Genomic DNA, 19,047 nt, shown 5'->3' with positions numbered 1-19,047 from the left:
CCTGCGCGGGAGCGCAGTAAATCGCTTTTTGTGCAAAAAGTCCCCTTGCCGGGAATCTTCCCGGCAAGGGGACTTTGCTTTGTTATTCTGTCAGTCGCCGGGCCTCCATCAGCCAGGTGCGGCTCACCGGGCCGTTGTCCGGCGGCACCAGGCCGAAGCGGTACTCCATGCGCACCTCGCCCTCCGGGGTCGGGATGGTCACTGTGGCCACCACTTCGTCCACTGGCCGCATGGGGGCATTGCCCTCGGCGGCCTGGTCCTTCGTCAGCTGCCGGGAGTACTCCACCGACACCTGTTCCTCAAAAAAGCGTGCAGGGTCCTCCGCCGCGGGCAGGGCCACAAGACCGTTGTCGAGCAGACCGCTCTCCTGCAGCCGCACGTCCGCGCTGTTCCAGACCCCGTTTTCCGGCGAAAAGTCCGCCTGGACCATCCGCAGCACATCCGCTTGGGAAAGGGCCTGCCCGTCCGTGCCCGGCCAGCTCTGCGCCCGCAGGGCCAGCCAGTGGGTGAACTCCTCCGCCGTCCAGTCGGCGGGAGAGGTGTAGTCCCGCCAGACGCCGCCGGCGGCGAGGGCTGCCAGCTGGTGTTGGAGGATGGCCCACTGGTCGTCGGTGACGGCGAGTTCGGCGGCCTCGAACGGCGCGGGGGCGTCATCGGGGCCGATGTCCGCAACGCTGGACGCGACGATGTCATAGCCTTCCCCCGCGGGTTCCAGCAGCGCCAGCACGGTCCAGATGCCGCCGGCGTACTGGGGGCCGTTGATGGCGGCCTCGGGGGTGTACTCCACCCGGAAGACGGCGGCGAAGAGCCGCCGGGCCTCGTCGGCCTCCAGCCAGCCCCGCCAGGTGCGCTCTTGCTCCACCAGGTGCTCGTCCAGCAGCGGGTATTCGTCCCAGCCTTCGGGCGGCACCACCCCGGCGCCGCGCACCTCAAAGGCGGCCAGACGGCTCTCGTCCGGGACACAGCGCAGGCGCAGCGCTTCGGCCAGCGCCGCTTCGTCCAGGGCCTCGTCCGCCGGGGCGCTTTGGGCGGCGGACGTGCCGTCCGTCTGCCGCGTCTCCTGCCTTGACGCCGAAGCTGCCCGGACGCATCCGCAGTTCAGCGCAAGCATCAACGCCAGCGCCGCGCATCCCGCTTTTCTTTTCTTCATTTTCTTCCCCTCCTTTACATTCCTTTTCGCCGCCCCCGGGCGGCGTCCTTCCATCCCGGTATACGCAGGAGGGACAGGGGTTATTGCCCGACGCAAAGGGCCGGCCCAGGGAGGAGGATGGAAAAAGGTCACCACTGGTAGCGCAGGTCCGCATAGCCCGCGCCGGGGTCAAGGCCGAGGCTTTCCAAAAAGGCGCGGCTGGCGTCGTCCTGGGTGCAGAACACCACAAAATCGTATTCCCGGGCCTGTTCCTCCGTCAGCTCGGTGCAAAAGCCCACCGAGGGGCTGTAGAGCGCATAGCGCACCACATAGCGCTCGTGCCAGGTGTCCAGCCCCATGCCCTCCACGTACATCAGGTAGGAAGCGCCCTCCGGCAGGCCGTACTGCTCCTTCAGGTCCAGCCAGTAGTTCTGGCGGGCGGAGGCGGACGCCGGCCGGGCGGAATACCACAGGCGGGAGAAGCTGCCGTGGGCCCCGGTGAGGCTGAAGGAGAAGAGGGCCAGCGCCCCGCAGAGGGCGAAGGCCTGCCACTGGCGCGCCGTGGCGGGAACAAGGCCCCGCAGGCGGCCCGCGTCTTCCAGCGCCGGTTCCAGATGCACCAGCGCCAGCACGATGGCTGCGGCGGGCAGGCACTCGAACCAGCTGGCGGCATAGCGGCGGATGCTGGCGATGGCCAGCATCTCGTCGGTGTTCATGCTGAACAGGTAGGTCCCGGCCAGCGCCGCCACATAGACGGCGGTGGAACTCGCCCAGGCGGCGGCGTAGCCCGCCGCGGCCCGCCAGCGCATGGCTTTGAACAGCGCCAGAACGAGGCAGGTCAGCAGAAAGACGGCGGAGAAGAGATGGAGCCGCAACACCGACGGGTCGGAGACAAGGAACCAGAAACTGCGGAATTTTTCCCAGAAGGCGGCGATGTCCTCGGGGGTCTTTCCGCCCAGCTGCCCGGCGTAGGCCGAGAGCGAGGCGGCGTGCTTGCTGCTTGCGGCGTCCACAAACACCAGCGCCACGTGGGCCTGCCACAGCCACCAGGTGAGGGCCGGGGCGGCCAGGGGCAGGGCGGCGAGACCGGCGGTTTTGAGGCTGCGGTTCTGCCCGGCCCGCGCCAGCAGCACCATCAGCGGGATGGCGCCCAGCGCCACAAAGAACATGCCGCTGTTTTTCAAGATGGCCAGAAAGCAGAGCACCGGCAGCGACGCCGCCAAAGCGCGCTTCGGTTCGCGGCGCAGCGCCGCGGTGACGGCCCACGCCCCGGCCGTGAGGGCGGTGAGCATGCCGTCCACCCGCAACTCCCGCCATGCCACACTCAGGCAGGCCATATAGACGCCGTAGCCCAGCACCGCCGCGCCGGCGTACCACCGCTTTTTGCACAGCGGCGCGAAGGCCAAAATGGCCGCCAGGAACAAAAGGCTCTGGGCAAAGAGCATGCTGCCGTCGGAAAAGCCGACGAGGTCGCACACCACCTTGATCCACAGGGTAGCGGCGGGGGGATAGTCCACGAATTCCACCATCGTGTCCGCCATGTTGGGCAGCCGCCCCTCGGTGACCACGGTCTTGGCGGCAATGGCCCAGTGGGCCAGCTCGTCGTGGTTGTCGATCACACGGCCCCGCTCCAGCAGCAGGGTGGCCCCCGCCGCCGCCAAAAACAGCGCCATGGAAACGCAGACGAAGGGGCGCAGCGCCTGCCATTTTTCCCGCACAAGGCAGCCGATGGCCAGCGCCGGGCCCGCCAGATAAAGGGCCAGCTGCACCGGCCAGATCACGTTGAGCAGCCCCGCGGCATACATGGCCATCCCCGCGCCGCACATCGCCACCAGCGGGGTAATGGCGGCGGGCAGCTTCGCTTTGCGGCACAGCCACAGGCACCAGCAGCCAAGCCAGACGAAAAAGGCCCCGCTGCGCAGCACCAGAAGCATCGTATGCAACCTTTTTCCCTCCTTTTGGGCAAAATGATAAAGGCGGGCGCGGCCTCCCATAGAGGTGGCTGGACCCGCCTTTTGGGCCTTTCGGGGCCCGTGTCAAAATTTATTCTTCCTCGGGGGCGTCGCAGTCGGTGCAGCCTTCGCACTCGCCGTCGCACTCGGTGAACTCGATGTCGAACTCAGCGCCGCAGTTGGGGCAGCTGATCTTCTCGTTGAAGAGGGTGTCCTCGTCCACCACGGTCACGGCGCCGCAGTTGGGGCAGGTGAGCTCATACTCCACCTCGGCCTCCAGCTCGCCGTCGTCCTCGCCGTCCTCTTCCTCGTCGTCCATGTCGTCGCCGTAGACATACTCTTCCAGCTCGTCCATGTCCTCGTCCATGGCGTCCAGCTCGTCGTAGACCTGGTCCAGATCGCTGTCCAGGTCGGTGACGGTGTCGCACAGCTCGGCCAGCAGCTCGTACATGGCCTTGAGCACCTTGCCCTCTTTGGTCTCTTCGCTGATCTCCAGGCCCTCCATCAGGCCCTTCAGGTAGGCGGCTCTCTCGTTCAGTTCCATAGGGATGTTCCTCCTATTGTTGCAGATTTGAAATGAAAAGCCGGGCGGCGGCACTGCCGCCGCCCGGGGCTGATCGCATTGCTTGGCTCAGGCGCGCTCCATATACTCGCCGGTGCGGGTGTCGATGCGGATCTTGTCGCCCTCGTTGATGAACAGGGGCACACGGATCTCGGCGCCGGTCTCCAGCTTGGCGGGCTTCAGGGTGTTGGTGGCGGTGTTGCCCTTGAAGCCGGGCTCGGTCTCGGTGACTTCCAGCACAACAAAGTTGGGAGCCTCGATGCCGAACACGTTGCCCTTGTAGCTCAGCACCTTGACCATCTCGTTCTCCTTGACGAACTTGAAGGCGTCGCCCAGGTCCTTCTCGTTGATGGGGATCTGCTCGTAGGTCTCCATGTCCATGAAGTAGTACAGGCCGCCGTCGTTGTAGCTGTACTGCATCTCACGCCGCTCGATGAACGCGGTGGGGAACTTGGCGCTGGGGTTGTAGCTGGTCTCGGTGACGGCGCCGGTGATGACGTTCTTGGTCTTGGTGCGCACGAAGGCGGCGCCCTTGCCGGGCTTCACATGCTGGAACTCAACCACCTGCAGCACCTTGCCGTCCTCTTCAAAGGTAACGCCGTTGCGGAAATCGCCTGCAGAAATCATAAAGGATCCTCCATACTTTTTATAATCTCAAAGCTGAACCTTTGACATATCCGTAAATATTTTACCCTACGAGCGGCTGTTTTGCAACCCTTTTGTGGCAAAAAGCCGCGTTCGGTCAGCCTTCGCCAAGGCTCTGATAATACCGTTTCATCGCCGCCGCGTCCTCCGCCTGGGTGCCGGCGGACTCGCAGACGATCACCGGGGCCAGCCGGCGCTGGAAGAGAAGCTCCAGCAGCGGCTCGAAGGGCGGGCCGAACACCGTGTCGGCAAAGGTGAGGTGGCGCTTTTCGCCCCCGGCGGTGTACTCGATGCGGCTGAAGTGGGCGTGGAAGCTCACCGCCCGCTCGTCCCCCAGTTCCTGGGCCATGCGGTCCAGGATGAAGGCATACTGCTCCCTGCCCTTGATCCAGCCGCCGTCCCTCGCGTTCAGGTGGCCGAAGTCGATGCAGGGGGTGATGCGCCTGTCCACCCTGCACAGGGCCAGCACCTCGTCCAGGGTGCCCAGCTGGCCCGCCTTGCCCATGGTCTCGGGGCACAGGGTGATGTCCTCAAAACCCGCCTCGTCCAGCGCCGCCTGCATGCGGGCCATGGTGTCCATCGCTTTTTTCAGCGCTTCTTCCCGGCTCTGCCTGCCGCAGCTGCCGGGGTGAAAGACGACCCGCCGGCCGCCCAGGGCGCGCACCGCCCCGGCGCTTTGCAAAATGTAGCTGACGCTGTTCAGGCGCTTTTCCTCCTCCATGCTGCTCATGGAGATGTAGTAGGGGGCATGGAGGCTGAAATAGATGCCGCGGGCTTCGGCCCCTTTTCGGATGGCCTGCGCCAGCTGCGCCCCCAGGCGCACGCCCCGGCCGCACTGGTACTCGAAGGTGTCCAGGCCCATGGCGGCGGTGTATTCCGGCACCTGGGCGCTGGACTTGTAGCCCATGGCCTTGAAGCTCTCGCTGGCGCCGGCGGTGCCGAAGAGAGGCGTGTTCACAGCAGTTTGCCCCCCTTCTGATAATAGCGGCGCAGGAAGGGCCGTTCCAGCTTGCGCTTGAACTGGATGTCCCTGCGGGCAGCCCCGCCCCGGGGCGACACCACCAGCGCCGGGATGCCGAAGAAGCTGGCGGCCAGCCGGTCGGTGAACAGCTGGTCGCCCACGATGGCCATGCGGGCCCGGGGCACGCCGAAGCGGCGGCGGGCGGCGGCAAGGCCGAAGGTGAGGGGCTTGCAGGCCATGGAGACGAAGGGAAGCCCCAGCCGGGCGGCAAAGGGGGCCACCCGGTTTTTGGTGTTGTTGCTGACGATCATCAGCTTGAGGCCGGCGGCGCGCATCCTGCCCAGCCACTGCTCCACCTCGGCGTCCAGCTGCTGGCTGCCGTGGGCGGTGAGGGTGTCGTCCACATCCAGCACCAGCGCATCGACGCCCTTTTCCTTCAAAAAGGCGGGGGTGATGGCGCTGACGCTGGAAAAAAGATATTCCGGTGTGATGAGCATGGGCATGCGCCCTCCTTCATAGTCTCGGAAAAAACGAAAACGGGCGGGCCCCTGGTGGGCCCGCCCGGACGCTTGGTGCGTTGTCAGCCGGTGAACCGGCGCCGCCGCTTACTTATACTTGCGCTTGCGGGCAGCTTCGGACTTCTTCTTGCGGCGCACGGAGGGCTTCTCATACGCCTCGCGCTTGCGAACTTCCGCCAACACGCCGCTGCGCGCGGTGGAACGCTTAAAGCGGCGCAGGGCGCTTTCCAGCGACTCGCCGTCCTTGACACGAACTTCCGACATCTTACTTCCCTCCCTTGGACCTGAGGCAGGAGTTTTGCCGGGCCTTTGAAAGCAAAGTACCCAACATACCCGATTATACTATGCCTCAGAGGATTCTGTCAACCGGAAATTCCTCCCCGGAGGGGGTTTTCCCGATCGTTCACAAAGTTTTAACCTTTTACCACCAGGTTGACCAGCTTGCCGGGCACGGCGATCTCCTTCACCAGGGTCTTGCCTTCCAGCAGGGAGGCCACTTCGGGGGCGGCCTTCACGGCGGCCAGGGTGGAGGCGGCGTCCAGGCCGGCGGCCAGGGCAAGGCGCGCCTTGGGCTTGCCGTTGAACTGCACCAGCACCTCCACGGTGCTCTCGACGCACTTGGCCTCGTCGTAAACGGGCCAGGCGGCGTGGGCGATCTGCCCCTCGAAGCCGCAGCGCTGCCACAGCTCCTCGGTGATGTGGGGGGCGAAGGGGTTCAGCAGCACCAGCAGGGCGCCGAACTCGCCGCGGGTGACGCCGCCGGCGGCGTAGAAGTCGTTCACCAGGCTCATCATGGCCGCGATGGCGGTGTTGTGCTTGAGCACCTCGATGTCCTCGCCCACCTTCTTGATGGTGCGGTGGAGATCGCCCTCCAGCTCGGGGCGGCAGCCCTCGCCGGGCAGGATCTGGTCCGCAAGGCCCCAGACCCGGTCCAAAAAGCGCTTGCAGCCCTTGATGGACTGGGTGGACCAGGGAGCGGCCTTCTCAAAGTCGCCGATGAACATCTCGTACAGGCGCAGGGTGTCGGCGCCATACTCGTTCACCACGTCGTCGGGGTTGATGACGTTGCCGCGGCTCTTGGACATCTTCTCGCCGTTTTCGCCCAGGATCATGCCATGGCTGGTGCGCTTTTTGTAGGGCTCGCTGGTGGGCACCACGCCGATGTCGTAGAGGAACTTGTGCCAGAACCGGCTGTAGAGCAGGTGCAGGGTGGTGTGCTCCATGCCGCCGTTGTACCAGTCCACCGGGCCCCAGTACTCCACGGCCTCGCGGCTCACGGGGGCGGTGTCGCAGTGGGGGTCCATATAGCGCAGGAAGTACCAGCTGGAACCCGCCCACTGGGGCATGGTGTCGGTCTCCCGCTTGGCCGCCCCGCCGCACTTCGGGCAGGTGGTGTTCACCCACTCCTGGTGGCGGGCCAGGGGGCTTTCGCCCTCGGGGCCGGGCTCGAAGTCGGTGATCTCGGGCAGGCGCAGGGGCAGCTCGCTCTCGGGCAGGGGCTGCCAGCCGCAGTGGGGGCAGTAGACCATGGGGATGGGTTCGCCCCAGTAGCGCTGGCGGCTGAACACCCAGTCGCGCAGCTTGAAGTTGACCTTGGCGCGGCCTTTGCCGTTTTCCTCCAGCCAGGCGGTGATGGCCTTCTTGGCCTGCTCCACCGTCATGCCGGTGAGGAAGCCGCTGTTCACCATCACGCCGGTGGAGCAGTCGGTGAAGGCTTCCTTTTCCACGTCGCCGCCGGCCACCACCTCGACGATGGGCAGGCCGAAGGCCCTGGCGAAGTCGTAGTCGCGGGTGTCGTGGGCGGGCACGGCCATGATGGCGCCGGTGCCGTAGGTGGCCAGCACGTAGTCGGAGATGAAAATGGGGATGCGGCGGTCGTTGACGGGGTTGACGCCCTCCACGCCTTCCAGGCGCACGCCGGTCTTGTCCTTGGCAAGCTCGGTGCGCTCGAAATCGCTCTTGCGGGCGGCCTCGGCCTGGTAGGCGCGCACGGCGCCGGCGTTGGTGATGGCGCCGTTTTCCAGCCACTGTTTCACCAGGGCGTGCTCGGGGGCCAGCACCATGTAAGTAGCGCCGAAGAGGGTGTCCGGCCGGGTGGTGTAGACCACCAGGTCGTCGCCGGTGGTGGCCTTGAAGGTGACCTCCGCGCCGTGGCTGCGGCCGATCCAGTTCTTCTGCTGGGTGACCACGCGGTCGATGAAGTCCAGGCCGTCCAGATCGTCGATGAGGCGGTCGGCGTAGGCGGTGATCTTCAGCATCCACTGGCTCTTGACCTTGTGGACCACTTCGCCGCCGCAGCGCTCGCAGCAGCCGTTGACCACTTCCTCGTTGGCCAGCACCACCTTGCAGCCGGTGCACCAGTTGACGTTCATTTCCTTTTTGTAGGCAAGGCCGTGCTTATACAGCTGCAGGAAGATCCACTGGGTCCAGCGGTAGTACTCGGGGTCGGTGGTGTTGATCTCCCGGTCCCAGTCGAAGGACAGGCCCAGGGCCTGCAGCTGGCTTTTGAAGCGGGCCACGTTGTTCTTGGTGACCACTTCCGGGTGGATATGGTTCTTCATGGCGAAGTTCTCGGTGGGCAGGCCGAAGGCGTCCCACCCCATGGGGTAGAGCACGTTGTAGCCGCAAAGGCGCTTTTTGCGGGCCACGATGTCCAGCGCGGTGTAACTGCGGGGATGGCCCACATGCAGGCCCTGCCCGCTGGGATAGGGAAACTCCACCAGGGCGTAGAACTTGGGTTTCGAGTGGTCGATTTTGGCGGCGAAGGTCTTTTCGTCCGCCCAGATCTTCTGCCACTTGCTCTCAACGGCCTTGAAATCGTATTTCACCTGACATCAACTCCAGAAATTGATTTGTTTCAAACGGCGGCGGGCAGGCCGCGCCGGTTCACTGCGCCTGGGGCTCGTCCTCTCCGAGCTTCACGTCCACCGGCTCGGCGTCGGCCCACAGGTGCTCCAGGTCGTAGAAGCTGCGGGCCTCGGGGTAGAACACGTGCACGATGACTTCGCCATAGTCCAAAAGGATCCAGTTCTTGGCGTCGTAGCCCTCGGTGCGCAGGGCTTTGACGCCCTGCTCGCCCAGCTGGAACTCCACCTCTTCGGCCAGGCTTTTCACATGGGTGGAGGAGGTGCCGGTGGCGATGACGAAGTAATCGGCAAGCACGGTGAGGTCCCGCACCTTGAGCACCTTCACGTCGGAGGCTTTTTTCCTGTCCAGCACTTTGGCGATGGCGGTGGCAAGCTGCAAACTTTCCATTGGGTTCTCCTTTCGCCGGCTCCGGGCCGGCTGTTGTTGGTGGGTGCGGCGCAGGTCAGCCCTCGCCGCCGGTCTGGGCCGTTTCCGCCTCGGTGTCCAGCTGGCCCATGTACTGCACGTTGGGGTCGGTGGACTCGCCCACGGTGGCAAGGGTGGGAACGTCCAGCTCATACACCGGGCCGCCGTAGGTGCGGAAATACTGGTTCAGCAGGTCGGTGGTCTTGGCCACGTCGCAGATCAGATGGGACTGGTCGTTGTATCGCTGGGCGGCGGAATAAGTGGGCAGCTTGCACATCATGATGTTGGCGCTGTCCACCTTCAAAAAGCTCACGCCCATGCTGATGAGCTCGTCCATGGGGATGTTGGTCTCCACATACTTGAGGGCCACCGGGGCCAGTTTTGCCAGGTCCCACACGGTGGCGGTGCGGATGCGGGTGAAAAGGCCCTGGTAGAAATAGCGCTGCATGTCCAGCCGGGCGATGTCCGCCTGGGCGTAGTTGCGGTTGCGCACGAAGAACTCGGCGGCCTCGCCGTTCAGGTTGCGGTAGCCCTGCTCCAGGGTGCTTCCCTTGTAAGAGATGTCCTTGGGGATGTAGACCTCGATGCCGCCGAAGAGGTCCACGATCTCTTTGAGGCTCTGCATGTCGATGGTGACGTAGTAGTCCACCGGCAGCTTGTACTGCTCGTAGATCAGTTCCATCAGGCTGCCGATGCCGTCGTTGTGCAGGGCCACGGCGTTGATCTTGCCGGTGTTGCCGTGCTTGTATTCCTCGCCGGGGTAGGTGTCGCGGGGGATCTGGAGCATGTTGATCTTGTGGTTGGCAACGTCAAAATTGACATACATGATCATGTCGGTCATGCCGTCGTTGGAGCCGTCGCCGGAGTAGGCGCGGCCCTCCTCGTAGTCGATGCCGCACACCAGCACGTTCACCACGTCCTTTTCGTACTCGGTGGGGGTGTTGATGATCTCGTTGATGGTGGGATTGCCGCCCTCGGGGCTGATGGAGCGCACCACCCACTGGTAGAGGCCGAACAGGCCGATGGCCAGCACGCCAAAAAAGCAGCACAGGCTGATGAGCACGGTTTTGAGCACGCCGCGCTTTTTCTTGCGGCGGCGGGGCGCCGAAGCGTGGGCCGCGGAGGCGGCGGCAGGCCGGGAGGCGGTGCGCCCGGAGGCGGGGGCCGCGGGCCGGGAAGCCGCCGGAGAGGGCGCGCGATAGACGTTGCGCGCCGCGCCGGAAGAGGAGGCGGAAGAAGCGCCGCTGCGGTTGATCTTGCGCCCGGTGGAAGAAGCCGCGCCGCCCGTGCGGGACGCGCCGTGGGACGCGGAAGAAGTGTTGAGTTTTCTGTGCTGATGGGAATCGTTCATGGGGCAAACCTCCGTTTTACCGGGTGCTGACGATACGCTCCATATCGTCCAGCGCCCGCCTTGTGATCGGGTCGATGGTTTTGCCGCAAGCTTCCATCCACTCCACATTGTAGCGCAGGGCCGTGGCCACCGCCGTGTCCAGGTCCTGCAGGGAAAGCCGGCGCAGCTCCTCCACTTCGGGGTAGCTTCGCTCGGCGCTGATCATGTCGCTTAAAAAGATGATCTTGTCCAGTTTGGTCATGCCGGGCCGTCCGGTGGTGTGATACCGGATGGCGTTCAGCACTTCCCTGTCCTCCACACCCCAGCGGGTCTGGGCCAGGATGGCCGCGGCCACGCCGTGCCACACCGGGGGCGGGCTGTTTTCAGCGCCGCCTGCTATTATAGCATTTTCCCGTAAAATCTGCAATAATTCCTCTTTCGGCAGCTCCTTGGCCGCGTCGTGCAAGAGGGCGGCCAGGGCTGCCTTTTCCGTGCTTTCGCCGTAGAGGGCCGCCAGTTCCACCGCCTTGTCCCTTACGTTGACGGTGTGGGTGAAGCGCTTTGGGGAAAGCGCCTTCTTCACCATTTTTTCGGCTTCGCCGCAGGTCATATTCTTGTCACCTTTCATAGAGATGGTTTTCTTCGATCACCCGCCGGGCCGCCCTGGGCACCGAGGAAAGGTCCCGCCGGTGGGCCCGCAGGTCGGTGGAGGCCAGGGGCAGGGCGGGGGCGCCGGTAAAGATCACTTTGCCGCCCTCGGCCTCCAGGGCACGGGCGGCGGCGCGCAAGGCCGGCATGTCCCCTTCTTCCCTGCTCTGGGCCACCAGCACCGTGCGGCGCAAAAGGTCCTGCCAATCCCGCCATTCGGTGAAGGTGGCGAGCATGTCGCTGCCCACGCACAGGTACACCGCTGCGCCGGGGTATGTTTGCTCCAGCATCTTCACCGTGTCGATGGTGTAGCTCTTGCCGCCCTGGCGTATCTCCCAGTCGCTGACTTCCAGCGCCGGGAACAGGGGCTGAAAGCACCCGCACATGGCAAGGCGCAGCGCCGCCGGGGTGGCGCTGGCCGCCTTGTGGGGCGGGATGCAGGCGGGCATCACCACCACCCGCGCGGGCTTTGCCGCCTCGATGGCGCTTTTGAGAAAGTGCATATGGCCGTTGTGGGGCGGGTCGAAGGTGCCGCCGAACAGCAGCACCCGCTGGGCCGCGGCGCGCTTTTCCCCTTCCATGGCAGGTGCTCCTTTCGGGTATGCGGGGGTCATTTCAAAAGGTCGTCGAAGCGGCTCTCCTTCTTCTTTTTGAGAAAGAGCACGAACCTGGAGCCGATGACCTGCACCACCTCGGCGCCGGTCTTTTCGGCCAGCAGTTCGGCGGCCTCGCGGGCGGAATAGATGCTGGTCTCCAGCACCTTCATCTTGATGAGTTCCCGGGCGGCCAGGCAGTCGGCGGCGGACTTGACGAGGGCCTCGTCGATCTCGCCCTTGCCCACCTGGAACACCGGGTCCAGGCCGTTGGCGGCTTTGCGCAGCGCGGCGCGCTGTTTGCTTGTGAGCATAGAAAAATTTCCTCCGTTGTGTTTTTGTTTTCAGCGCAGCGTGCGGGTGAGGCGGTCGCCGTCCCGCTTATAGTCCTGTTCAAAGCCCAAGGACCCCTCGATGGCGGTGATGGGCGCGCCCGCGCCCTCACCCGCCGCCAGGAAGGCGGGCAGTTCCCTGTCCAGTTCGGCCATGGCCACACCCCGGTGGCTGATGGCGTCCTTCTCCCAGTCTTCCAGCTGGGCGTAGCTGCGGCCCCTGGCGTTGGGGGCCTTGCCGCCCCCCGCAAGGCCCACCTCGTCGGGGATGAACAGCGGGTCGTAGCCGAAGCCGTTCGACCCGGCCCGCTCGAAGCCCACCCGGCCCGGGCACTCGCCCAGCACCGTCAGCTGGCGGCCGCCGGGCAGATAAAAGCACACCGCGCTGACGAACTTTGCCGTGCGGCGGCCCTCCTCCACGCCGGAAAGGGCGGCCAGCAGCTTGTCGTTGTTGGCCTCGTCGTCGCCGTGGCGGCCGCAGTAGCGGGCGGAATAGACCCCCGGCGCGCCGCCCAGCGCGTCCACCGCAAGGCCGGAGTCATCGGCCAGGGTGGGCAGGCCGGCGGCCTCGCAGATGGCCCGGGCCTTGATGCGGGCGTTTTCGGCAAAGGTGGCGCCGGTCTCCTCCGGCTCCAGCGTGATGCCCAGCTCCTTCTGGCTTTTGACCGTGTGGCCCTGGGCCTCCAGGATGCGGCGGATCTCCTTGAGTTTGCCGGCGTTGCCGGTGGCGGCGCAGATAAGCATGTTGTTTCTCCTTTTTTCAGTGCTCCGCGAAGAGAGCGTCGGTGAAATCCTCGGCGGAAAATTCCATCAGGTCGTCCATGCCTTCGCCCACGCCCACAAAGCGCACCGGCAGGCCCAGCTTCTGCTTGACGCTGATGACCGAGCCGCCCTTGGCGGTGCCGTCGAGCTTTGTGAGGATGATGCCGCTGGCTCCGGCGGCCTCGATGAACTGGGCGGCCTGGCTGATGGCGTTCTGGCCGGTGATGGCGTCCAGCACCAGGAGGGTCTCCACGCTGGCGGAGGGGCAGGCCTTCTCCACGCTGCGGCGGATCTTGGCCAGCTCCGCCATCAGGTTGTGCTTGGTGTGCAGGCGGCCCGCGGTGTCGCAGATGACGATGTCCACCCCTTTGGCGGCGGCGGACTGCACCGCGTCGAACACCACGGCGGCGGGGTCGGCCCCTTCGCCGTGGCGCACCACCGGCACGCCCACCCGGCCGGCCCAGATGGCAAGCTGCTCGGCGGCGGCGGCGCGGAAGGTGTCGCCCGCGGCCAGCAGCACGCTCTTGCCCTGGCCCTTGTAAAGCCGGGCCAGCTTTGCGATGCTGGTGGTCTTGCCCACGCCGTTGACGCCGATGACCATGATGACCGCCGGATGGCCGGAGAGGTCCATCTCATTGTCGGCTTTCAGTTCCTCCACGATGATGGCCTTGAGGGCAGCCATCGCGTCGGCGGCGGTCTTGATGTGCTCGCTGCGCACCCGCTGGCGCAAAGCGGTGACCAGACGGTCCGCCTCGTCGGCGCCCGCGTCCGCCAGGATGAGCTGGTCCTCCAGGTCATCGTAGAAGGAATCATCGATGCTGCCGGCGTTCATCATGTCCAGAATGCCGGCAAAAAAGCCCTTGCGGGTCTTGGCAAGGCCCTCGTCCAGTTTCTCTTTGCGGCTGAAAAATCCCATGGTGTGTTCCCTTCGTTCCGATGTGTTCCCGCCGGGGGCGGGGCGTACTGTAAGTATATACGGCCGAAAAGCGGCGAATGTTGCAAAATCCGCCGGTTTTCACACCTTTTCCTCAGGACACCAGCGAAGCGTCCACCTCGTCCAGGTCAAGGCGCAAAAGTTTCGACACGCCGTCCTCCTGCATGGTGACGCCGTAGAGCACGTCCGCGGCCTCCATGGTGCCCCGGCGGTGGGTGATGACGATGAACTGGGTGGCATCGCAGATGCGCTGGAGGTACTGGGCGTAGCGCACCACGTTCACGTCGTCCAGGGCGGCTTCGATCTCGTCCAGGATGCAGAAGGGGGCGGGGTTCACCGCCAGGATGGCGAAGTAGATGCTGATGGCCACCAGCGCCTGCTCGCCGCCCGACAGGGCGGACAGGTTCTTGATGACCTTGCCCGGCGGGGCCACCTGGATGTCGATGCCGCTTTCCAGCACGTTCTCCGGGTCGGCCAGGGACAGGCTGGCCGACCCGCCGCCGAAGAGGGCGTTGAAGATGCGCCCGAAGTGGCCGTTGATCTGGCCAAAACTCTCGGTGAAGATGGCCTTCATCTCGCCGGAAAGCTCGTTGATCATCCGTGTCAGCTCGGCCTTGCTCTTTTCCACGTCCCGCACCTGGGCGCGCAGGGTCTCGTAGCGGGCGCTGACCTCTTTGTATTCCTCGATGGCGGACACGTTCACGTTGCCGAGAGCGCGTATCTTGCCCCGCACCTCGCTCACCTGGCGGCGCAGCTCGGCGGCCGAGTCGAACTCCACGCAGATGCTTTGCGCGTCGGTCATGGTGAGCTGGTATTCCTCCCAGAGTTTCGCGATGGTCTGGTCGTACTCCACCTCGGCGGCGGCCTTGCGCTCGGCAAGGCGGGCCATCTCCTGGCTCATCTTTTCCCGCTGGTCGGTGATGGCGCGCACCTTCTGGGCCTTCCGGGCCGCCTCGCCCTCCTTTTCCATGCGGCGGGCGCTGGCGGCGGCGATCTTCGCCTCCTGTTCGGCAATGCGGCCGGCGGCCTCCTCTTTCTGCAGGCGCACCGCGGCCATCTTTTCCTCGTTCCCGGCGTTCAGCGCCTCGAGACGGGCGATGCCCGCCTTGAGGGCCTTGTCCCGTTCCTCGCTTTCGCCCGAGCGGCTGGCCAGGGTCTCCAGCGCGGCGGCGTGGAGGTCCTTGTCCTTGCCGGCCTCCAGCCGCTGCATCCGCACGGCGCTAAGCTCGTCGGAAAGGCGGGCGCGGGTGGCGAGAAAGCTGTCGTCGCTGCCGGCAAGTTCCGCCAGTTCTTTTTCAAGAGCCGCGATCTCGCCGGCCAGCTTTTGCTGCCGGGCGGCGGCGGCCTGCCCTTCTGCCTCGTCCTTCGCTTTCTGGGCGGCGAGGCTGCCGGCCTCGGCGGCGGAAAGTTCGGCGGCGGCTTCGGCCTGGCTGAGGGCCGCCTCGATGCGGCGGGCCTCGGCCTCGGCGCGGATTTTATCGCCCCCGGCGGTGATGGCCTCGCTGGCGGCGGCGGTGAGCTGGGCGTTCAGCGCGTCCACCTCCGCCTTCCACTTGTCGGTGGCCTCGGCGGCGGCGGCCTGCTTTTGTTCCAGCTGGGCCACCTTCTTTTTCAACTCTTCCATCTCCTGGCGGCGGCTGAACAGGCCCGCCGACCGGCTGGTGGAGCCGCCGGTGAAGGAACCGCCGGCGTTGATGACCTGGCCGTCCACCGTGACCACACGGTTGCGCCAGTCCAGGCTGCGGGCCACACGGGAGGCCTCGTTGATCTCGTCCACCACGATGATGCGGCCCAAGAGATTCGCCACGATCTGGTCGTATTTCGCGTCGCACTTTACCAGGTCCGCCGCCACCCGGGCAGAGCCGGAAAGGCGGGAGGAGTCCATCCGGGCGCCCTTGACGGTGTCCAGCGGAAGGAAGGTGGCGCGGCCCGCCTTTTCGTCCCGCAAAAAGGCGATGGCGGCCTTGGCGGCCCCTTCGCCGTCCACCACGATGTTCTGCAAGGCAAAGCCGAGGGCCGTTTCGATGGCCAGTTCGTAGCCGGGCTGCACGGTGAGCAGGCCGCTCACGGTGCCCAGAATGCCCCGCAGGCGGCGGCTGGCGGCGGCGCGCATCACAGCCTTGACGCTCTGCTGGTAGCCGTCCATGTTGCGCTCCAGATCGCCCAGCACCTGCAGGCGCTGGGTGGCGGCCTCCCGCTGGCGGGTAATTTGCTGCTCGGCGGCGTCCGCCTCGTCCAGCTGTTTCTGGCGGCTGGCCAGCTTCATCGAAAGGCCCTTCTGCACGTTTTCCAGCCGGGCCAGGGTGTCGTTCACCGCGGCAAGGTAGGCCGCGGTGTCCGCCTGCTCGGCTTTCAAGGCCTTCAGCGCCTCGGCGTTTTTCTCTTTTTCAGCGGCGATAGCGTTCAAACGCTCGGCGGCGGCCGCCGCGCTGGAGGCGCAGGAGGCGGCCCGCACCCTGGCGTCGGTCTGGCGGGCGGTGAGCTGGGCCAGCAGGCCGGTCACCGCGCCCCGGCGCTCGCCGGTGGCGGCGTTTTCCGCCTGGATGGCCTGCAATTGTTCCTCCCGCCGGGCGGCCTCGGCCTCCAGTTCGGCCATTTTGGCTTCCAGTTCCTCGATGGCCTTCCGGTGGGCGGCGGCTTCGGCGGCGATGCCTTCCTTGCCCGCGCCCGCGGCCTCGATTTCCTCTTTAAAAGAGGCGATGGAGGCGTTGTTGTGGTCGATGTCGTTTTGCAGAACGGCCAGGCGGCTGTCGCTGCCCGCCTGCTCCTCGGTGATGGCACGGATGGCGGCGTTGCACCGCTCCACCTCCACCATCAGCCGCTGCATCTCCGCCTGAACCTGTTCGGTCTCGGCGTCGATGGCCTCAATTTCGGCGCACAAAGCGTCGTAGTCCGCCTGGGCGGTCTCGTACTGGCGCTGCTGGGTGCGCACCGTCTCCTTGGCGCGGCGCACGCCGTCCACCCAGAGGGTGACCTCCAGCTCCTTGCGCTTTTCGCTCAACTCCAAAAACCGGGCGGCTTTTTTGCTCTCCTTTTCCAGGGGGCCCACCCGGCTTTCCAGCTCGCCCAGGATGTCCCGCAGGCGGGAAAGGTTGTCCTCGGCCCCCGCCAGCCGGCGCTCGGCCTCGTTTTTGCGGTAGCGGTATTTGGCGATGCCGCTGGCTTCCTCAAAAATTTCCCGGCGCTCGGCGCTTTTCGCGCCCACGATCTCGGCGATGCGGCCCTGGCCGATGATGGAGTAGCCGTCGCGGCCAAGGCCCGTGTCGAGAAACAGCTCGTACACATCCTTTAAGCGCACGTTCTGGCCGTTGATGGAGTATTCGCTCTCGCCCGAGCGGTAGTATTTGCGGCCAATGACCACCTCGTCGGCGTCCACTTCCAGCCGGCGGTCGGCGTTGTCCAGCGTGAGGTTGACCATGGCGTAGCCCATGGCGCTGCGCTGCTGGGTGCCGCCGAAGATGACGTCCTCCATCTTGCCCGCGCCCCGCAGCTGCTTGGAGCTGGTCTCGCCCAGCACCCAGCGGATGGCGTCGGAGATGTTGCTCTTGCCCGACCCGTTGGGCCCCACCACAGCGGTGATGCCCTGGTCGAACTTGACGCGGGTGCGGTCGGGGAAGCTCTTGAACCCCTGTATCTCCAGTTCTTTCAGTACCATTGCGTTGCTCCCAAAGCGTTATTTCACCAGGCCCATCAGCTCAAGGGCCTGCCGGGCGGCCGCCTGTTCGGCGGCCTTTTTGCTGTGGCCCTCGCCCCGGCCGATGAGGTTGGAGTTGAGGTACACCGCCATTTTGAAGTGTTTGTCATGGTCGGGTCCGCTCTGGCCTTCCAGTTCGTAGCGCAGGCGCTCTTCGGGGTTCTGCTGGATGACCTCCTGCAGCTGGGTCTTGTAGTCGGCCCCGGCGGTCCTGCCCTCGGTGATAAAGGGCAGGATGAAGGCGCGGGCCGCCTCCATGCCGCCGTCGAGATACAAGGCGGCGATGAGGGCCTCGAAGGCGTCGGACACGACGCTGGGCCGCGTGCGTCCGCCGCCCCGCTCCTCGCCCCGGCCCAGGCGCAGATAGCGGCCAAGGTCGATCTCCTGGGCGAACTGGAACAGGGCGCTCTCGCACACGAGGCCGGCCCGGGCTTTGGTCAGTTCCCCCTCCGGGCGGTCGGTCCAGTGGTGGAACAGGTAATCCGCCACCACGATGGAAAGCACGCTGTCGCCTAAGAATTCCAGCCGCTCGTTGTGCTTTACGCGGCCCCTGGCCTCGTTGGCGAAGCTGGTGTGGGTGAGGGCGGTCTCCAGAAGGGAGGGGTTTTTGAAGTTGTAACCGATGACGGTCTCCAGTTGATGCATGGAAAAGCGCCTCCTGTATGGGTCAGTTGCCGGCTTCGGTATCGGCCAGGTTGGCGAGGCTTTCGGCCATCACGCCGCACAGGTCGTTCTCCACGCAGGCTTTGGCCTGGCGGATGGCGTTCTTTATGGCCCGGGCATTGGAGGAGCCGTGGGCCTTGATGACCGGGCGGCGGGTGCCCAGCAGGGGCGCGCCGCCGTACTCGTCGGCGTCCATGCCTTTTTTGAAGTCGGCCACGCCGCCCTTGAGCAGCAGGTAGCCAAGTTTTGTGCCCAGGCTCTTTTTGAACATTTCCTTCAGTTTGGAGCCGAAGTACTTGGCAAGGCCCTCGGTGAGCTTTAAGACCACGTTGCCGGTGAAGCCGTCGGCCACCACCACGTCCGTGGCGCCGGCGGGGATGTCCCGGGGCTCGATGTTGCCCACAAAATGGATGGCTTTGTTGTGTTTCAGCAGCTGATGGGCCTCCACATAGACGGGGGTGCCCTTGGACTCCTCGGCGCCGTTGTTCACCAGCGCCACCCGGGGCTGTTCCAGGCCCATGACCTTGTTCATGTAGACGCTGCCCATCACGCCGAAGGCCTCCAGCATGGAGGCGCGGCATTCCACATTGGCGCCGCAGTCCAGCAGAAGAAAGGGCGTTTTGCCGGGGATGACGGTGGCCAGCGCCGGGCGCTTGACCCCCTTCACCGTGCGCACGATGAGGCTTGCGCCCACGTGCAAAGCGCCGGTGGAGCCGGCGGACACAAAGACGTCGCCCCTGCCCTCGGCCAGCATCCGCAGGCCCACCACCATGCTGGAATCCTTCTTGGAGCGCACGGCCCTGGCGGGCTCGTCGCACATCTCGATGACCTCGGTGGCGTTCACGATCTCGATGTTCTTCATCTCGATGGCGTTTTCTTTCACGCAGGCGGCAATTTTTTCCGCGTCGCCCACGGCCAGGATTTCCACATCGGGCCAGGCGGCGGTGGCCGCGGCAGCGCCCTTCAGGATCTCGGCGGGGGCGTTGTCGCCGCCCATGGCGTCCAGAATGATCTTCATGGCAGTTACACCCTTTCTTTCATTTGGTTTGTG

The 19,047-nt window shown here is 65.4% G+C and carries 18 protein-coding genes; all 18 read right to left on the bottom strand.

Annotated features, from left to right (window positions below; all coding sequences use genetic code 11):
• Nucleotides 1-82: 82 nt before the first annotated feature.
• The 18 genes from ACH2AT_RS06200 to plsX all read right to left on the bottom strand — a co-directional run bounded on the left by ACH2AT_RS06200 (nt 83) and on the right by plsX (nt 19,014).
• Nucleotides 83-1,150: a hypothetical protein gene (locus tag ACH2AT_RS06200; RefSeq protein ID WP_394964393.1), complete on the bottom strand. Its 1,068-nt coding sequence runs from the start codon at nt 1,148-1,150 to the stop codon at nt 83-85.
• A gap of 128 nt (nt 1,151-1,278) precedes the next feature.
• Entirely contained in the window at nt 1,279-3,072 is a 1,794-nt protein-coding gene (locus ACH2AT_RS06195) for a hypothetical protein (protein WP_394964391.1), read from the bottom strand.
• A gap of 100 nt (nt 3,073-3,172) precedes the next feature.
• Nucleotides 3,173-3,625 carry a CD1247 N-terminal domain-containing protein gene (locus tag ACH2AT_RS06190; protein ID WP_394964389.1) on the bottom strand — a complete coding sequence of 151 codons (453 nt, stop codon included), beginning with the start codon at nt 3,623-3,625 and terminating at the stop codon, nt 3,173-3,175.
• Nucleotides 3,626-3,712: 87 nt separating this feature from the next.
• Nucleotides 3,713-4,270 (bottom strand): elongation factor P, encoded by a 558-nt coding sequence (gene efp, locus ACH2AT_RS06185; protein WP_394964387.1) that lies wholly within the window; start codon nt 4,268-4,270, stop codon nt 3,713-3,715.
• Between the two features lie 115 nt (nt 4,271-4,385).
• Complete coding sequence (locus ACH2AT_RS06180; RefSeq protein WP_394964385.1) at nt 4,386-5,246, bottom strand: TIM barrel protein; 861 nt, start codon at nt 5,244-5,246, stop codon at nt 4,386-4,388.
• A complete protein-coding gene (locus tag ACH2AT_RS06175; protein WP_394964383.1) occupies nt 5,243-5,746 on the bottom strand; it encodes a YqeG family HAD IIIA-type phosphatase in 504 nt (167 codons plus the stop codon). The genes ACH2AT_RS06180 and ACH2AT_RS06175 overlap by 4 nt, the downstream gene beginning before the upstream one ends.
• Nucleotides 5,747-5,854: 108 nt before the next feature.
• The gene (gene rpsU / locus ACH2AT_RS06170) at nt 5,855-6,031 is read right to left on the bottom strand and encodes a 30S ribosomal protein S21 (RefSeq protein ID WP_177521317.1); all 177 of its coding nucleotides are present in this window, start codon (nt 6,029-6,031) and stop codon (nt 5,855-5,857) included.
• Between the two features lie 149 nt (nt 6,032-6,180).
• A complete protein-coding gene (gene leuS / locus ACH2AT_RS06165) occupies nt 6,181-8,595 on the bottom strand; it encodes a leucine--tRNA ligase (RefSeq protein ID WP_394964382.1) in 2,415 nt (804 codons plus the stop codon).
• 58 nt (nt 8,596-8,653) lie between these two features.
• Complete coding sequence (gene rsfS / locus ACH2AT_RS06160; protein WP_394964380.1) at nt 8,654-9,022, bottom strand: ribosome silencing factor; 369 nt, start codon at nt 9,020-9,022, stop codon at nt 8,654-8,656.
• A 55-nt stretch (nt 9,023-9,077) separates the two neighbouring features.
• The gene (locus ACH2AT_RS06155; protein WP_394964378.1) at nt 9,078-10,391 is read right to left on the bottom strand and encodes an LCP family protein; all 1,314 of its coding nucleotides are present in this window, start codon (nt 10,389-10,391) and stop codon (nt 9,078-9,080) included.
• Nucleotides 10,392-10,407: 16 nt separating this feature from the next.
• On the bottom strand, nt 10,408-10,998 hold the full coding sequence (gene yqeK / locus ACH2AT_RS06150) for a bis(5'-nucleosyl)-tetraphosphatase (symmetrical) YqeK (RefSeq protein WP_394964376.1): 591 nt from the start codon (nt 10,996-10,998) through the stop codon (nt 10,408-10,410).
• Nucleotides 10,988-11,599 carry a nicotinate (nicotinamide) nucleotide adenylyltransferase gene (gene nadD / locus ACH2AT_RS06145; RefSeq protein WP_394964374.1) on the bottom strand — a complete coding sequence of 204 codons (612 nt, stop codon included), beginning with the start codon at nt 11,597-11,599 and terminating at the stop codon, nt 10,988-10,990. The genes yqeK and nadD overlap by 11 nt, the downstream gene beginning before the upstream one ends.
• Before the next feature lie 29 nt (nt 11,600-11,628).
• Nucleotides 11,629-11,925: a YhbY family RNA-binding protein gene (locus ACH2AT_RS06140; RefSeq protein WP_394964372.1), complete on the bottom strand. Its 297-nt coding sequence runs from the start codon at nt 11,923-11,925 to the stop codon at nt 11,629-11,631.
• Nucleotides 11,926-11,955: 30 nt separating this feature from the next.
• Entirely contained in the window at nt 11,956-12,687 is a 732-nt protein-coding gene (rdgB, locus tag ACH2AT_RS06135; protein ID WP_394964370.1) for an RdgB/HAM1 family non-canonical purine NTP pyrophosphatase, read from the bottom strand.
• A gap of 16 nt (nt 12,688-12,703) precedes the next feature.
• Entirely contained in the window at nt 12,704-13,621 is a 918-nt protein-coding gene (gene ftsY / locus ACH2AT_RS06130) for a signal recognition particle-docking protein FtsY (protein ID WP_394964368.1), read from the bottom strand.
• A gap of 112 nt (nt 13,622-13,733) precedes the next feature.
• Nucleotides 13,734-17,294, bottom strand: coding sequence for a chromosome segregation protein SMC (smc, locus tag ACH2AT_RS06125; RefSeq protein WP_394964366.1), 3,561 nt, complete (start codon nt 17,292-17,294; stop codon nt 13,734-13,736).
• An 18-nt stretch (nt 17,295-17,312) separates the two neighbouring features.
• Complete coding sequence (gene rnc / locus ACH2AT_RS06120; protein ID WP_394964364.1) at nt 17,313-17,978, bottom strand: ribonuclease III; 666 nt, start codon at nt 17,976-17,978, stop codon at nt 17,313-17,315.
• 22 nt (nt 17,979-18,000) lie between these two features.
• On the bottom strand, nt 18,001-19,014 hold the full coding sequence (gene plsX / locus ACH2AT_RS06115) for a phosphate acyltransferase PlsX (RefSeq protein WP_394964362.1): 1,014 nt from the start codon (nt 19,012-19,014) through the stop codon (nt 18,001-18,003).
• Between the last annotated feature and the right edge of the window lie 33 nt (nt 19,015-19,047).

The organism is Candidatus Allofournierella excrementigallinarum, assembly GCF_944388085.1.
GTDB lineage: Bacteria > Bacillota > Clostridia > Oscillospirales > Ruminococcaceae > Allofournierella_A > Allofournierella_A excrementigallinarum.
Note: the sequence above shows the minus strand (reverse complement) of the source record. Positions and strands in the feature narration are given on the sequence as shown.

What these genes read in the sequence shown, in the direction of transcription:
- ACH2AT_RS06200 (WP_394964393.1), bottom strand. Translation starts at nt 1,150, where the DNA reads ATGAAGAAAAGAAAAGCGGGATGCGCGGCGCTGGCGTTGATGCTTGCG.
- ACH2AT_RS06190 (WP_394964389.1), bottom strand. Translation starts at nt 3,625, where the DNA reads ATGGAACTGAACGAGAGAGCCGCCTACCTGAAGGGCCTGATGGAGGGC.
- efp (WP_394964387.1), bottom strand. Translation starts at nt 4,270, where the DNA reads ATGATTTCTGCAGGCGATTTCCGCAACGGCGTTACCTTTGAAGAGGAC.
- ACH2AT_RS06175 (WP_394964383.1), bottom strand. Translation starts at nt 5,746, where the DNA reads ATGCTCATCACACCGGAATATCTTTTTTCCAGCGTCAGCGCCATCACC.
- rpsU (WP_177521317.1), bottom strand. Translation starts at nt 6,031, where the DNA reads ATGTCGGAAGTTCGTGTCAAGGACGGCGAGTCGCTGGAAAGCGCCCTG.
- rsfS (WP_394964380.1), bottom strand. Translation starts at nt 9,022, where the DNA reads ATGGAAAGTTTGCAGCTTGCCACCGCCATCGCCAAAGTGCTGGACAGG.
- ACH2AT_RS06155 (WP_394964378.1), bottom strand. Translation starts at nt 10,391, where the DNA reads ATGAACGATTCCCATCAGCACAGAAAACTCAACACTTCTTCCGCGTCC.
- yqeK (WP_394964376.1), bottom strand. Translation starts at nt 10,998, where the DNA reads ATGAAAGGTGACAAGAATATGACCTGCGGCGAAGCCGAAAAAATGGTG.
- nadD (WP_394964374.1), bottom strand. Translation starts at nt 11,599, where the DNA reads ATGGAAGGGGAAAAGCGCGCCGCGGCCCAGCGGGTGCTGCTGTTCGGC.
- ACH2AT_RS06140 (WP_394964372.1), bottom strand. Translation starts at nt 11,925, where the DNA reads ATGCTCACAAGCAAACAGCGCGCCGCGCTGCGCAAAGCCGCCAACGGC.
- rdgB (WP_394964370.1), bottom strand. Translation starts at nt 12,687, where the DNA reads ATGCTTATCTGCGCCGCCACCGGCAACGCCGGCAAACTCAAGGAGATC.
- ftsY (WP_394964368.1), bottom strand. Translation starts at nt 13,621, where the DNA reads ATGGGATTTTTCAGCCGCAAAGAGAAACTGGACGAGGGCCTTGCCAAG.
- smc (WP_394964366.1), bottom strand. Translation starts at nt 17,294, where the DNA reads ATGGTACTGAAAGAACTGGAGATACAGGGGTTCAAGAGCTTCCCCGAC.
- rnc (WP_394964364.1), bottom strand. Translation starts at nt 17,978, where the DNA reads ATGCATCAACTGGAGACCGTCATCGGTTACAACTTCAAAAACCCCTCC.
- plsX (WP_394964362.1), bottom strand. Translation starts at nt 19,014, where the DNA reads ATGAAGATCATTCTGGACGCCATGGGCGGCGACAACGCCCCCGCCGAG.